12 protein-coding genes are annotated in these 14,557 nt (G+C 43.3%); all 12 read right to left on the bottom strand.

Features of this window, described 5'->3' with window-relative positions:
• Positions 1 to 798: 798 nt before the first annotated feature.
• Positions 799 to 2,058: a tagaturonate epimerase family protein gene (locus ACT29H_RS15710; protein ID WP_444822606.1), complete on the bottom strand. Its 1,260-nt coding sequence runs from the start codon at positions 2,056 to 2,058 to the stop codon at positions 799 to 801.
• Positions 2,059 to 2,075: 17 nt separating this feature from the next.
• A complete protein-coding gene (locus ACT29H_RS15705) occupies positions 2,076 to 3,119 on the bottom strand; it encodes a LacI family DNA-binding transcriptional regulator (RefSeq protein ID WP_444822605.1) in 1,044 nt (347 codons plus the stop codon).
• Between the two features lie 67 nt (positions 3,120 to 3,186).
• Positions 3,187 to 4,491 carry a TRAP transporter large permease gene (locus tag ACT29H_RS15700; RefSeq protein ID WP_444822604.1) on the bottom strand — a complete coding sequence of 435 codons (1,305 nt, stop codon included), beginning with the start codon at positions 4,489 to 4,491 and terminating at the stop codon, positions 3,187 to 3,189.
• 2 nt (positions 4,492 to 4,493) lie between these two features.
• The gene (locus ACT29H_RS15695) at positions 4,494 to 4,997 is read right to left on the bottom strand and encodes a TRAP transporter small permease (RefSeq protein ID WP_444822603.1); all 504 of its coding nucleotides are present in this window, start codon (positions 4,995 to 4,997) and stop codon (positions 4,494 to 4,496) included.
• Between the two features lie 126 nt (positions 4,998 to 5,123).
• On the bottom strand, positions 5,124 to 6,122 hold the full coding sequence (locus ACT29H_RS15690; protein ID WP_444822602.1) for a TRAP transporter substrate-binding protein: 999 nt from the start codon (positions 6,120 to 6,122) through the stop codon (positions 5,124 to 5,126).
• A 20-nt stretch (positions 6,123 to 6,142) separates the two neighbouring features.
• Positions 6,143 to 7,597 carry a decarboxylating NADP(+)-dependent phosphogluconate dehydrogenase gene (gene gnd, locus ACT29H_RS15685; RefSeq protein ID WP_444822601.1) on the bottom strand — a complete coding sequence of 485 codons (1,455 nt, stop codon included), beginning with the start codon at positions 7,595 to 7,597 and terminating at the stop codon, positions 6,143 to 6,145.
• A 157-nt stretch (positions 7,598 to 7,754) separates the two neighbouring features.
• The gene (locus tag ACT29H_RS15680; RefSeq protein ID WP_444822600.1) at positions 7,755 to 9,029 is read right to left on the bottom strand and encodes a lactate racemase domain-containing protein; all 1,275 of its coding nucleotides are present in this window, start codon (positions 9,027 to 9,029) and stop codon (positions 7,755 to 7,757) included.
• Positions 9,030 to 9,124: 95 nt separating this feature from the next.
• The gene (locus ACT29H_RS15675) at positions 9,125 to 10,198 is read right to left on the bottom strand and encodes a sugar kinase (RefSeq protein WP_444822599.1); all 1,074 of its coding nucleotides are present in this window, start codon (positions 10,196 to 10,198) and stop codon (positions 9,125 to 9,127) included.
• 19 nt (positions 10,199 to 10,217) lie between these two features.
• Positions 10,218 to 11,072, bottom strand: a complete 855-nt coding sequence (locus tag ACT29H_RS15670) for an SDR family oxidoreductase (protein WP_444822598.1) — start codon at positions 11,070 to 11,072, stop codon at positions 10,218 to 10,220.
• A gap of 2 nt (positions 11,073 to 11,074) precedes the next feature.
• Positions 11,075 to 11,749: a bifunctional 4-hydroxy-2-oxoglutarate aldolase/2-dehydro-3-deoxy-phosphogluconate aldolase gene (locus tag ACT29H_RS15665; RefSeq protein ID WP_444822597.1), complete on the bottom strand. Its 675-nt coding sequence runs from the start codon at positions 11,747 to 11,749 to the stop codon at positions 11,075 to 11,077.
• A 42-nt stretch (positions 11,750 to 11,791) separates the two neighbouring features.
• Entirely contained in the window at positions 11,792 to 12,829 is a 1,038-nt protein-coding gene (locus tag ACT29H_RS15660; protein ID WP_444822596.1) for a PfkB family carbohydrate kinase, read from the bottom strand.
• Between the two features lie 225 nt (positions 12,830 to 13,054).
• Positions 13,055 to 14,449, bottom strand: coding sequence for a glucuronate isomerase (gene uxaC / locus ACT29H_RS15655; RefSeq protein WP_444822595.1), 1,395 nt, complete (start codon positions 14,447 to 14,449; stop codon positions 13,055 to 13,057).
• Positions 14,450 to 14,557: the final 108 nt, after the last annotated feature.

Below are 14,557 nucleotides of genomic sequence, written 5' to 3'. Positions count from 1 at the left end.
GCTCTGGCACACCCCCTTTAGGGACCGGTGGGTGTGGGATGAAATCTAATGATCTTACATCACAAAATGTCAATATTTTATTCAAGGATCTCTTCCTGGTTAATGAATACTGTCTCTAACCCTTTTAACACCTTATGAAGCAGTTTTGCGCCAAGTTTTGTAGTCGGACTGCTATAAGGAATAAAGCAGTACCGCTTTTAAAGTAAGAGCCGTACTGCTTTTGTAGGTAAAGCCGTACGGCTTTGTGTGGATGAATAAGATTTGATGATTATAGGAATTCTTGATTCTCTAAAGGTTGGGATAATTTTTTTGGCTTAAGAGGCTTTTCCTTAGGTTTTTTTCTGTCAATTATTGTGGATGGATTGGAATGAAAAATAGGAATAAAAAGGGCTGTCTAACAATTTATAGACAGCCCTTTTTATTTTAAGAAAGGAATACAACTTTAAATTATATTTTTTTATTCCATTTCTTAGTATGATACAAACAAACAAAATTTAATTTTTCCATCCTTATGAAAATGTACTTAAGTTATTGGTTGGGTGGAACACGCATGACCGCCAGTTTATACATGTTCTTGTAATGACAACCTTCGTTGTTCATGCTTGTTTCATCTATGCAATAATCTATTATGGTCTTGAAACAGATTGTTTAAATTAATTCTGTTCTATCTTATTCCTATATTAATTAAGAAATAGATATTAGCGAGATAATTGGTTGATGAAGAATAGATAACATGTACATATTCTCATTTTTATGATTTGCTTGCCATCTCCGAATAATCATCAACCGGTTATTATCTTATTTAGAGGGAAAAATGAACAATCTTTTTGCATGTCTTTCATATATGTTTTCAAATACACATTTCCCAACGATATCAGCATGCTCTTCCAACATTTTATTGAATTGGTCAATTTTCTCTGCCGCCAACTTATAGGCTACATGAATGAGTTGCCGAAGGTCTGGATTATATAAGGGATGATCCGGTATGTGGCGTAAAGCATTAGCAAACTCCTCGCCAGTCCAATTATTAACTTCATTGGGCTGAGGTAAGTTGTTTTTGTTTATGTCAATAACATCCGCATAGGGGGCACAAAGCTTTTCAATATTGTCAAGAGCTTTAGAATAGAGTTCTTTGATAAAATGGAGCGCTTCGCCTTCTGCCAGTGCCAACCCGATCACTTCTTCAAGCCAAGTTGTTCCAGCTGTTTTTAGATGAAATCCTTTATCATGTTTTTGAGATAATTTTTTGATAATTGGGTAAATGGAAAACTTATCCGATCCGGAATGGATGCTTAGCTTTAATTCCGGAGGAAACCCAAATTTCTGTATGGCAAAATCGATCACCATGAGGTTGGCCTCATATTCTTTTTCGAAGGTTTCAAGGTCGCCCACATAATCCACCCCTTTATTAAAACGTCCTGTGAACTTTGGTGCAATGGTTTGAGCCGGGACCTTGTAGTGTGCCAGCATGGCCAAAATAAAAAACAATTCCACTGGCGTTTGTGGTTCGGGCACTTCATCCATAGAAACTTCGGTGATGAAATTTCCTTTTCCCTTGGCCGCCTCGATGTGTTGGTACGTTTCTCCTGCCATGAAAGCGGCATGAAGGTATTGTGCAACGATGTTTCGTAATTGTTGTTCCGTTACCTGAAATGGGGATCCTACACCCGGAATATTAAGGGTGCCAATAAAAGGTCGCATTTTATTGATAAAAGCTTCCTCTTCTGAAGGCTCTCCTTTTTTACCTATGTAACTCGCCACATCAATGGTGAAAAAGTTTGAGCTGTCCAGAAAACGATCCACCGTATCCATATTAATGTGGTCGGCATCAATAAACCATAATTTAGACCAGCCTGCTTTTTCTATTGCTTTTTGGGCTGCATCTCTATTGTCTTTTGGTTCGCTGCCAATGGTGGTATGTTCACGGTTGGATTTGTTCCAAACAGGAGTTACTTCGACCCCATTTTTTTCAATTTCGGTAATAGCCTTAAGCTGCCACGAAGCTTGATGGGCAAATCGGTCGCCCATTCCAAATGAGTATTTTGCAAGTTTTTTCATATCTCATGATTTGGTGATTAAAACATTGTAATGGTTTCGGTGTTAATGATTTCTACCGGTTGGAACTCATGCTCCAATGAAATGGAATGAGTGGTGAGGAATTCAAAAAGCCGTTTTACCGCTTTTTCGGATTGTTCCATTGGTTTTTGACCAATCAGAAAGTGAATGATCCCTTTTTTTAAATATTCCACATTTTTTTTGGTGACTTCATAACCCACCAGGATGGTTTTGAGGTCTCTTTTTTCGACATATCTAGCTATCACATGTGTTTTTGCACTGGAAACCAAAATAGCTCCAATATTGGCATTTTGTTGAAAAATGGAATCGAGTTTTTGGTCTACCACCGATTGTTCGGTCACCGGGATTTCGACGGTGATTTTCATTCCGGTATTTTTTCCGGAGTCCAGAAAATAGCTCAGAAAACCCTGATTACGACGGTTCAGGTGTTGAGTGTTTTCCAGGTCTTTAGCCAGATTGACAATAAGAATGTCTTTTTCGGCCGGCAGTCCGTAGTCGATCAGGCTGGCGGCTACCCGTCCCCCCTGAAAGGCATCTTCACCAATAAATGATACACAGTTGGTCTGATCGATAAATGTATCAATAAAGATGTATGGAATTTTTTGGCTGTCCAGTTTTTTGCAAAACTGAATGGCTTCTTTTTTAAGAATTGGGGCAAGAATAACCCCATCGGGCAAATTGTTCAGGATATCTTCCGTTCGTTTCAGAAAATCGGCTTCATTGTGAAGCTCAAATAAACAATAATCTATTTCTACCAAGAAAGGATGCAGTTCCTTAACTGCTTTTTCAATGCCTTTGGGATGGGAGAGCCAGTAAATATTGTCGTTTCCGCCCCTGGGGATCAAAACCGAAATTCTATACGTCTTTCGTGTTGTAAGGGCTTGTGCGACAATATTAGGCTGATAGTTCATTTCTTTCGCTATCGAAAGCACCTTTTCTCTCGTTTTTGGGGCTACTTCGCCGCGATTGTGTAGTACCCGATCCACTGTCCCTATGGAGACGTTCGCTTTTTGTGCTATGTCTTTTATTCTAACTTGCTTCATTGATGTTGATCTTCAGAAAACGAGCGGAAGATTTAACCTGTTGTTTCCCGTCATGCTGATTATGGATTTAATAGCCAAATAATCTAGGGAACCAAAGAGATATTCCCGGGAAAAATGTGACCAGTAACAGTACGGCAATCATCGCAATGTAAAATGGGATTAATGGTTTGACCAAGTCCTGAATTTTTAGATTGGCAACACTGCAACCGATAAATAATACTGATCCTACCGGTGGTGTACAAAGCCCCACATTCAGGTTTAAGATCATAATTATCCCAAAATGGATGGGATCGAGTCCCAGTTGAGCCGTAACAATGGGTAAAAATATTGGGGTAAATATCAAAACGGCCGGCGTCATATCCATAAATATTCCGACAAATAGTAGTATTAAGTTAATGATAATTAATATAATAAATGGATCGGATGATAGCGAAAGAAGTCCGCTACTAACCGTTTGTGGAATATTTTCGAATGACATCACCCACGACAAGCCGATGGAAGCCGCAATCAGCAACATTACCATTCCAGTGGTGCGAATGGTACTGATAATAATATTAGGAAGATGCTTAATGGAAACTTCTTTATAGATGAGAGCCAGTACCAAGCTATAGATCACTGCAATGGCAGCAGCTTCGGTGGCAGTAAATAAACCGGCAATAATTCCCCCGATAACAACCACCAGCATCATTAAGCTGGGAATGGCATCCCAAAACTTTTTGACGGCCGCGCCAAAAGGGATTTTTTCTGCTACCGGATACTTTTTTCGATAGGCATAGGCAGCGCCCACCAACATCAATGCCACTCCGGTCAGGATTCCCGGCAGATAACCTGCCAAAAATAAGGCCCCAATAGAGACGCCACCGCTGGCCAACGAGTAAACGATCAGTACGTTACTGGGAGGGATGGACAATCCCGTTGTTGCTGAAGTTACATTAATGGCGGCGGAGAAGTTTTTGTCGTAGCCTTCCTTTTCCATTCTTGGCGACATGATGGTGCCAATGGCAGAGGCCGATGCGGCAGCGGAACCGGATATGGCTCCAAAGAGCATGTTGGCGGTAACGTTTACCAGGGCCAGTCCACCCGGCAGACGTCCTACAATGACTTTCGCAAACTCAATGAGTCGCATGGCAATTCCCCCCGAATTCATTAACTGTCCTGCCAATATGAAGAACGGAATGGCCAGCAAAGAAAAGCTTTCCAAACCGGTGGCCATTCGTTGGGCCATGGTGGAAAATGCGGGTAGCACATCAAAGCTTACCAGCATGGTGGCCAGAGCTGACAATCCAATACTGTATGCAATTGGGGTACCTATGACCAGAAAAAACAGAAATGAAAAAATGAGGACGAGAATACCCAGGATATCTAGTTCCATAATTAATTCTTTTTATTTTTTTTGTTGATGAGTGTTTTGTATTCTATGTTTAATTTTCTGATATCATCCAGCGAATAATAGATCATCAGCAGCCCACTTATGGGTACGATCATATAGACATAACCAATGGGAACCTGAAGGGCTGAAGAGACTTGTCCCAGCCTGAACCGGGTATAAACCAGCCAGGCACCTCCAACGACCATGATGGTTAAGCTGAAAATAATGATCAGGAAATTGATGAACACCATAAGTCGATTTTTTTTGGGCGGAGTTAGCTTTTCGGGAAGAATATCTATGGCTAGATGCTCATTTTTCCCTTTGACATAAGCTGCCCCGGCCATGCCTACCCATATTAGCAGGAATACGGCCAATTCATCGGTGAATGAACTGGGGTTGGAAAAAAGGTAGCGGCTGGCTACCTGCCATACTACATCCACTACCAGGGTAGTCATTATGATGACTAGAAATATTTCCAGTAGTTTGTCTATTTTTTGTCGAAGGCTCATATTAGTTGATTTCTTATTTTTTATTAATCAAGCTTTCTTTTATGAAAAATCATTCCATATTTCAGTGTTCTGAAATCATTATGATTTTCGGTTTTTTAATTTCAAACTTCAAACACTCCGGTTCATTTATTCCTCTTCGGTTTTAAGAGCCGGATCGGCATTCTTAATTCTTTGAATCAGCTGCCAAAGTTTTTTATTGTCTTTATATAAATTATACACTTCTGCAACCGCATCAATAAAGGGTTGTTTATCCGGTTTGATGATTTCAACGCCTTCTGCGACAACTGCTTTTAAGGCGTTTTCTTCAGATTTTTCCCATTCTTTTCGCTGCACGGGAATGGACTCTTTGACGGCTTGCATGAGCCATTCTTTTTCCTGAGAATTAAGTTTTTCCAAGGCATGAGTGCTCATAATTAAGACATCCGGCAGCCGGGTGTGTTCGTTGAGGGTATAGTACTTGCAAACCTCATAGTGATGGGAGAGGTAAAAACTGGGCGGGTTGTTTTCAGCTCCGTCCACCACTTTCCCTTGCAGGGCGGTATATAATTCGCCCCAGGAAATGGGTGTTGGTGATCCGCCCATGGCCCGTACCATTTCAAAAGAGGTGATGCTTTGCATAACTCTAATTTTAAGGCCTTCCAAGTCTTTTGGTGACTGAATGGGAGTGGAGGTATAAAAACTCCTGGCTCCGGCGTCATAAAAGCACAGGCCTTTCAACCAGAATTCTTCTCCTTTGTTTAGGATTTCCTGACCCAAAGGACCATCTAAAACCGCATAGGCGTGCTCTTTGCTTTTGAAGATATAGGGAAGTCCAAAAATTTTATATTCTTCCACAAAGCCTTCGATGGCGGCAGTGGATACTTTGGTCATATCAAGGCTCCCCAATTGGAGGAGTTCCAGACTTTCGCGTTCTGAACCAAGAACTCCTCCGGGGTAAATTTCTATTTTTAATTTTCCGTTCGATAATTCTTTTACCCTACGGGCCATAAATTCCATGGCAATGTGGACAGAATGTTTGGTGTCAAGTCCATGTCCGAGCTTAAGAACTTTAACCTCCTTGTTCAGGCCACATCCCCCTGAAATAATAAACAGCAAGGCGAGGGAAACTGTCAGTAGTTTATTCATTGTTTTATGATTTAAAGAGATCATACATTGTAGGTGGTTGAAGCAGTGGTCCCGCCTTTGCCGGTCCAGTTGGTGTGGAAAAATTGTCCTCTTGGCTGGTCGATGCGCTCGTAAGTATGGGCTCCAAAATAGTCGCGTTGTGCCTGCAGCAGGTTGGCGGGGAGACGATCGTGGCGGTAACCGTCGAAATAGTTGAGAGCCGATGCAAATGCCGGTGTTGGGATGCCATTTTCTACGGCTTTGGCAACCACGCGCCGCCATCCATCCTGAGTTTTGTGGATCACATCTTTAAAGAAAGGAGCCTGTAACAGATTGGTCAGATTGGGGTTTTCATCGAAAGCTTCTTTAATTTTTCCCAGGAAGACTGAACGGATGATACACCCACCCCGCCACATCAAGGCAATTCCACCATAATTCAAGTTCCAGCCATATTCTTTGGCGGCGGCGCTCATCAATGCATAACCCTGAGCATAGGAGATGATTTTTGAAGCATATACCGCATCATGCAAGTCTTTGAGGAAAGCATCTTTGTCGCCCTTAAATTCGGGTTTGGGGCCTTTCAGTATTTTTGAAGCTTCCACGCGTTCTTCTTTAATGGCCGACAGACATCTTGAAAAGACGGCTTCTCCAATCAATGTCAGCGGAATTCCCAGGTCCAGAGCTGATATTCCGGTCCATTTTCCTGTTCCTTTTTGGCCTGCAGTATCCAGAATTTTGTCTACCAACGGTTGTCCGTCTTCATCTTTGTAGGCTAATATATCTCTGGTTATTTCAATCAGATAAGAGTCGAGAGGTCCTTTATTCCATTCTTTGAATACTTCATGCATCTCATCGGCCGACATTCCCAGCAGCTCCTTCATGACGTGATAAGCTTCGTTAATGATCTGCATGTCACCATATTCAATGCCGTTGTGTACCATTTTTACGAAATGTCCGGCTCCATTTTCACCAACCCAGTCGCAGCAAGGGGTTCCATCTTCTACTTTTGCAGAAATAGATTGGAAAATGGATTTTACTTCCGGCCATGCTTTAGGTGACCCACCGGGCATGATGGAGGGGCCGTTCAAAGCACCCTCTTCACCTCCGGAGACTCCGGTTCCAATGTAGAGCAATCCTTTGCTTTCAACATATTGGGTTCTACGTGTGGTGTCGGGGAAATGGGTGTTTCCGCCGTCAATGATGATATCACCCGGTTCCAGTAGAGGAATTAAACTGTCGATGAGTTTATCGACTGCTGCTCCTGCTTTCACCATCAACATCACTTTCCGGGGACGTTCCAGCGATTGAACCAGTTCTTCCAAAGAATGGGTCCCTTTTATGTTTTTTCCTTTGGCTCGACCATTGATAAAATTGTCCACTTTTTCAATGGTCCTGTTAAAAACAGATACCTGAAATCCTTTGCTTTCCATATTCAGTACCAGGTTTTCGCCCATGACGGCCAACCCGATGAGTCCGATGTCTGATAATTGTTTCATGGTGTTAATATTTTGTTGTTAGTTTTAGTTTGCCACAATAATACGTAATTCTTTTATTTCCCATTCGAGGGATTCCCATTTTCAGCCCCTTTTATGGGATGACAGGGCTGAAGTGGTGTTGAATTTTATTTTCAGGGAATTTTTTCCTTTAAAGAGGCTATTCTGAAAAACGGTCTTTATGGGCCCATAATCCCAGAGCCGGATTAGAAATAAAGAAGATTTCCTCTCCATCGGGCAGGATGTTTTTCCCATCTTTCAGTTTTTCCGGATTATATCTTGATGTCATTTCATTCAGATCGGCATATTTAAAGTTAACCGATTCAATTTCTTCTTTTGAGAGCGCACCCGGGCAATAGGTGATTGTGAAGCGGCCTTCGGAACTTCCGTGAATCAGGTGGGCTGCTGCCCCCAAATTCTCTCTGAGATCTTCGTTTTCATTGGTGGCTTTCAAGGTTGCAGGGGTGCCTCTATATCCATATTTTCTGATTAATTTATCAATGGTAGGATCTTCCCCGAATTCTTTCAGTCCGGGAGCCAGAACGATCAGTTCCGCGCCGTCGGCCAGTGCCATGCGGGTTCGGTAAATACTTTTGTTGCCCAGCCAGGTACTCTTAAATTCTGTGGGGTCGAGGTATACTACTACCTTTTTCAGGGGTTCTTCCACCATTTCAAAGTTAACCTTCAAGGACAAATCGGCAGCTCTTTCAAATACTTCCTTGTCATCACCGATGAATAATCCTCGAACCACCAATCCTTCAAGAGGGTCGTTCCCAACAACCGTGAGAACATAGATTATAGGAAGGTGAGCGGTGAATTCATGGGAAGCATAATTCAAGACTTTTCTAACGGGATTGTTGGCGCGTCCCATGATTCTTTCCATTCCGTAAACGGCACCAATAAAGTGACTTTTGTTGATGCCTTCTGAACCACCCGTTCCCACGAAAATATTTTTATTGTAGTTGGCCATCCCGATCACTTCATGAGGCACCACCTGACCAATTGAAAGGATCAGATCATGCCCTCCATCCCGGATCATTTTGTTGACCTGTGCCGGCCAGTCGTAATCAATCCGACCGTCTGTTATTTCAGAAATGAAACTACCGGGGACTAAGCCCATTGTAACCACATCGTTTCTCCAATCATGTACCCGGAATAAATTTTGAGGAATACCCGCAAACATATGGTCCATTTGTTCACGGGTCATGGCTGTGTGGGTACCAAGAGCCGGCAGGACATCTGTTAGCTTCTTACCGTAGTATTCATAGGCATAGCCGGTCAATTCACCGGCCTTGGAATGAAAGCGGGTATAATCGGGTGGTACGGCCAATACTTTCTGGCGGTTTCCCAGTTTTTCGAGTGCCGCAAAGAGACCTTTTTTCAGGTCATCAGGTCTTAGGACACTCTTCTCCGATCCTTGTTGAAAATAAATCATGCTGGTTTGTTGTGTTTCATTTATGGATGCCCTGATCCTGTGAGGTGTTGTTTTGTAGAGACGGCTTTATTCCGTCTCTACAATTAGTTTAAAATTTATCTTTTCACTCTGGCATTTCCACTCCAGAGGCTCCAGATCATTTCTTCGTCCGCCGGTTGTGCATAATCGGTCAGGAAGGTGGTTGCCAGTGCGCCCGATGCCCATCCGAATTGAATCCATTTTTGTGGTTCCCAACCTTTGATGATTCCATATAGCAGACCTCCTACAAAACCGTCGCCGCCGCCAATGCGATCCAGGACTCTGATGGGGCGTGGCTCTATCACTTCCCAGTTATTGCCTTCAAGCATAATGGCGCCCCACAGATGTTCGTTGGCTGAGATCACCTGGCGTAGTGTTGTTGCAAACACCGAAGCGTTGGGGAAGGTTTGCTTCACCCGCATAATCATCTCCTTAAAGTTGTCGATCTTGTCCGCGATTTCTTTACCGCCGGCTTCTGGACCTTCAATACCCAGACAAAGCTGATAATCTTCTTCGTTACCAATCAGGACATCAGAAACGGACGCTATTTCGATGAAAATGTCCCGAAGCTCTTTTTGTCTGTCTTTCCAGAAAGAGGCTCTGTAGTTCAAGTCGAAAGAGATGATTGTGCCGTGTTTTTTTGCGGCCCGTGCCACTTCGAGGCAAAAATTTCCTGTTTCGGGCGACAGTGCTGCAATGAGCCCGGAAAGATGCAAAACACCTGCTCCTTCTTGTCCGAAGATTCGTTCCAGATCGAAGTTTTTGGCATTCAGAGTTCGGCCTATTTCACCGGCTCTGTCGTTATGTACCCGAGGGCCTCTTCCGCCAAAGCCACTGTCGGCAATGTTAAACTGATGGCGATAGCCCCAAGGGCCGCCTTGTTCTACTTCCATTCCTTCATAATCCATGTGACGATTACGAAGATTGCTTTTGATGAATTGGGCAATAGGGCTGTCTTTTACAAAAGTGGTGAGCACTTTAACCGGTAATCCCAGATAGGAAGAGATGCTGGCTACATTGGTTTCTGCACTTGTAGCTTGCATCTTAAAGGTGTCACTGCTATGGACCGGTTGTCCGTTTTCCGGTGTGATTCTTACTCCCATGCTGGTTGGAACAACCATGGCATATTTGAAGTCATTTTTTAGTTTCATTGTTGTTCATTTTTAAGGATTAAACACCACTGTATGCACTAAAACCCCCATCTATGGGAATCACGATTCCGGTGATAAATTCCGACCAGTCGGAAAGAAGAAAGATTAATGCCCCGGTGAGTTCTTCGGGTGTGCCGTATCGCTCCATGGGGGTCCCATTAATAATTTTATGACCTCTCGGTGTAGCTTCGCCCGTTTTTTCATCAATCAATAGAAAACGATTTTGATTGGTGAGTAAAAATCCGGGGGCAATGGCATTGACCCTGACACCGGTTTTGGCAAAGTGAACCGCCAGCCATTGGGTAAAGTTGTTAATGGCAGCTTTAGAGGCCGAGTAGGCAGGAATCTTGGTCAAGGGTCGGTAGGAATTCATAGAAGAAATATTGACAATTCCTCCGTTTTGTTTTAAAACCATGTCTTTGGCAAAAACAAGAGATGGGAGGAGTGTCCCTTTAAAGTTGAGGTCGAAGGTTTTATCAAACCCTTCCAACTCCAGCCCAAAAAAGGTTTCTTCCAGATGGTCCAGATCTGCCGGGTCGATTCTCTCAGCCTTAGAGGTGGCCGAGGGGGCATTCCCCCCGGCGCCGTTAATCAGGAAATCAATCGATCCCAATCTTTCGTTTATCTCTTGTTTGGCAGCTTCGAGACTACCTCTATCCAGCACATTGGCTGAAATGCCGATACTTTCGGTGCCGAACGCGTTTTTGATGTCCGAGGCTACTTTTTCAGCATTTTCTTTTTTAAGATCAAGAATGGCTGTTTTGACGCCTTTTGACGCCAAAGCTTTGGCCATTACCGAGCAGATTACTCCGCCACCGCCTGTGATGACGGCAACTTTGTCTTTTAGATTAAGATCTTTAATAGGATTTGTCATGACTATGCCGATTTAATTTCCTTAATGGTGCTGATGAGTTCTTTTACTTTTGCTGACAGAGCGTCAAAGTCGCCTTTTTCAATGATGTCTTTGGGGAAGAGTTTGGATCCCATTCCCACACAAGTAACACCGGCATTGAACCATTTTTGAAGGTTTTCTTTGGAGGTGTCAACTCCACCTGTTGGCATAATATTGGTCCAAGGACAAGGGCCTTTCACGGCTTTTACAAAAGAGGGTCCCCCCACTTCCGAGGCGGGGAAAATTTTTACCAGTTCAGCCCCCAGTTCTTCTGCTTTTCCGATTTCGGATACCGATCCGCATCCCGGTGCCCACATTATTTTTCTGCGGTTGCACATGCGGGCTATGTTCTCATTGAAAAGAGGTGAAACGATAAAATTGGCTCCTACCTGGATATAGAGGGCGGCCGTGGCTTCTTCGACCACCGATCCGGCGCCCAAAATCATTCCCGGCAATTCTTTCAGTGCATATTTATTGAGTTCGCTGAAGATCTCATGGGCGAAGTCTCCTCTGTTTACCCATTCAAAAGTACGAATGCCGCCATCGTAACAAGCTTTCAGAACTTTTTTGGCGGTGGAAAGGTCAGGGTGGTAAAATACCGGTACCACCCCTGTCTCTTTCATGGTTTGAAAAACTTCTATTCTACTATATTTTGCCATTTTTCTATTTTTTTTAAAGTTGAGTAATCCGATGATCGGGAATTAACGTGACACCCGTCCCGAAGCATCCCCGCTCATCAGTTTTTCCACCTCCGGCACGGTTACCTGGTTGAAGTCACCATGGATGGTATGTTTCAGGCAAGATGCTGCCGTAGCAAACCGAAGAGCTTTTTCATCATCGTTATAGGTCAGTAAACCGTAGATCAGACCTCCCATGAAAGAGTCTCCACCACCCACGCGGTCCACAATATGTGTAATCTGGTAGGTGGGGGCGGTATAAAGTTTATTTCCGTCAAATAAAACTCCCGACCAACTGTTGTGACTGGCACTGATAGAACCTCTCAACGTGGTGATTACTTTTTTTACTCTTGGATATTGTTTCATGATTTGCTCTGAAACACTCTGATAAGCTGCAGCTTCTACTTTGCCACCGGTGATGTCTACCCCTTCCGGTTTTATTCCCAGTACCATTTCAGCATCTTCTTCATTGCCCAGAACGATATCGCAACCGGCTACCAGTTCGGGCATTACTTCATTGGCTTTTTTGCCATATTTCCATAAGTTTTTCCTGTAGTTAAGGTCACAGGAAACGGTAATTCCCTTTTTGTTGGCTGCTTTTATCGCCTCCAGGCAAACATCGGCAGCACCTTGAGATACAGCCGGGGTAATACCAGTCCAATGGAACCAATCCACTCCTTCAAATATTTCATCCCAGTCGAAAGTTCCGGTCTCCACAGTGGCAAAAGAAGAGTGTGCGCGGTCATAAACTACCTTGCTGGGGCGTGCTACAGCGCCCGATTCCAGGAAATATATCCCCAGTCGTTCACCTCCATACTGGATCTTACTGGTATCTACACCATATTTTTCCAGTTCCATACGGCATGCCCGTCCCATATCATTTTGGGGAAGACGGGTTACCAAGCTGGCATCAATCCCGTAATTGGCCAGTGAAACAGCAACGTTGGCCTCGCCACCGCCATAGTTGATGTCGAAAGATGTGGCTTGTGCAAAACGTTGATATCCGGGCGTAGAAAGCCTCAGCATGATCTCTCCGAAGGTAACTACTCTTTTTTGTGACATGATGATAAATTTTTAATTTACGTTTCCTGTTGGTTTTAATTATTGTGATTAAATAAAAACGGGTTTTTTAATTGTTCTTTTCTTTTGACGTCTACCCATATTAAAAAACAAGGTAGGGGATTCCCTATTTCGAAGAAGGTAACATTCATTTCTTGTTGCTATAGTCTGAACGATTCAATTTTGTCACTTAATGTCACCGTCTGCGTATTTTCCCCTTTCCATACCTTAAAATCCAAAGTAGGCTTTGGCATTTTGATAGGAAATACCTTCTACAAGGGTTTTAAGAATTTCTTGATCTTTAGGAATAACGCCTTTTTCCACTTCTTGTCCGATGTAATTGCAAGCTATTCTTCTAAAATATTCGTGACGCGGATAGGACAGGAAGCTTCTGGAATCGGTAACCATTCCTACAAATCGGGAAAGGAGTCCTAAGGCAGAGAGATCAGCCAAATGTTTCTCCATTCCTGTTTTTTGGTCCAGGAACCACCACGCAGCCCCATATTGCATTTTGCCGGGGACAGAACCATCTTGGAAATTGCCGATCATGGTCACAAACACTTCATTGTCGGCCGGATTAAGATTGTATAGAATGGTTTTTGCCAATTGGTTGGAAACATCCAGGCTATCCAGAAAACGGGAAATTTTGTAACTGTCTTGTGGATTGGCAATGGAGTCAAATCCGGTATCAGGACCTAATTTATTAAAGAGCCTGGTGTTGTTGTTACGCATGGCTCCCAGGTGAAACTGCTGCACCCAGCCCCGTTTGTGGTTGAGTTTACAGAGTTCCTGCATGATTTTGTATCTGTAGCCTTCTGTTTCCTGTTCGTTGAGTTTCTGTCCTGTTCTGATTTTTTGGAAGGCTTTTTCGGGATCGGTTCCGGCGGCATCGGTGTAGTACATCCTGTCCAAGCCGTGGTCGGAGGCACGACATCCTGTTTCATGGAAAAAAGCATGCCGTTGATCCAATACCTTCAGAAGATCGGCAAAAGAGGAGATGACAGCGCCACTAACTTCCTCTAATTGGTTGATATATTGATTGAATGTTTCCGGATTATCGGTCTTGATCAAATTGTCGGGGCGCCAGGTAGGACGGACCTGAATTTCGAAATTTTTCAACTGAATGTGATATTCCAGGCTATCTGCCGGGTCGTCTGTTGTTCCTACCACTTCAACTTTCATTTTTTTCAAAAGATTGCGGGTAGAAAACTCCTTCTGCTTCAGCATTTCGGATGCTTGATGATAAATGGTGTCCGCTGTTTTAGGGCTGAGCAGATCAAAGATGTTGAAATAACGTGCCAGTTCCAGGTGGGTCCAGTGATAGAGGGGATTTCCTGCCGTATAGGGTACTGTATCAGCCCACTTTAAAAATTTGTCATAGAAAGAGGGTGCACCGGTGCAGTATGCTTCATCCACACCATTGGTTCGCATGGCACGCCATTTATAATGATCTCCTGCAAGCCATACTTCTCCCAGATTGTCGAAGCGATGATCTTCTGCAATCAGTTTTGGGGAAAGATGACAATGGAAATCAATGATCGGTTGCGCCTCCGCATAATCATGAAATATTTCTTTTGCGGTTGCGCTTTCCAGTAAGAAGTCGGGATGAATAAAGTTTTTCATCAGTATAAAATTTGTTTAATTAATTGGTCTGGTAGAACTCGCATGATCTTAAGTTTTCTACTTTTTTGTGATCAACTTACATGGTCATGTTCGTTTCATGCGTATAAA

This window comes from Thermophagus sp. OGC60D27 (genome assembly GCF_052400625.1).
GTDB lineage: Bacteria > Bacteroidota > Bacteroidia > Bacteroidales > Marinilabiliaceae > Thermophagus.
Note: the sequence above shows the minus strand (reverse complement) of the source record. Positions and strands in the feature narration are given on the sequence as shown.

Excerpts from the sequence above, each read along its gene's own strand:
- ACT29H_RS15680 (WP_444822600.1), bottom strand. The coding sequence starts at position 9,029 with ATGATTTATTTTCAACAAGGATCGGAGAAGAGTGTCCTAAGACCTGAT.
- ACT29H_RS15675 (WP_444822599.1), bottom strand. The coding sequence starts at position 10,198 with ATGAAACTAAAAAATGACTTCAAATATGCCATGGTTGTTCCAACCAGC.
- gnd (WP_444822601.1), bottom strand. The coding sequence starts at position 7,597 with ATGAAACAATTATCAGACATCGGACTCATCGGGTTGGCCGTCATGGGC.
- ACT29H_RS15660 (WP_444822596.1), bottom strand. The coding sequence starts at position 12,829 with ATGTCACAAAAAAGAGTAGTTACCTTCGGAGAGATCATGCTGAGGCTT.
- ACT29H_RS15665 (WP_444822597.1), bottom strand. The coding sequence starts at position 11,749 with ATGGCAAAATATAGTAGAATAGAAGTTTTTCAAACCATGAAAGAGACA.
- ACT29H_RS15670 (WP_444822598.1), bottom strand. The coding sequence starts at position 11,072 with ATGACAAATCCTATTAAAGATCTTAATCTAAAAGACAAAGTTGCCGTC.
- ACT29H_RS15700 (WP_444822604.1), bottom strand. The coding sequence starts at position 4,491 with ATGGAACTAGATATCCTGGGTATTCTCGTCCTCATTTTTTCATTTCTG.
- ACT29H_RS15695 (WP_444822603.1), bottom strand. The coding sequence starts at position 4,997 with ATGAGCCTTCGACAAAAAATAGACAAACTACTGGAAATATTTCTAGTC.
- uxaC (WP_444822595.1), bottom strand. The coding sequence starts at position 14,449 with ATGAAAAACTTTATTCATCCCGACTTCTTACTGGAAAGCGCAACCGCA.
- ACT29H_RS15710 (WP_444822606.1), bottom strand. The coding sequence starts at position 2,058 with ATGAAAAAACTTGCAAAATACTCATTTGGAATGGGCGACCGATTTGCC.
- ACT29H_RS15705 (WP_444822605.1), bottom strand. The coding sequence starts at position 3,119 with ATGAAGCAAGTTAGAATAAAAGACATAGCACAAAAAGCGAACGTCTCC.
- ACT29H_RS15690 (WP_444822602.1), bottom strand. The coding sequence starts at position 6,122 with ATGAATAAACTACTGACAGTTTCCCTCGCCTTGCTGTTTATTATTTCA.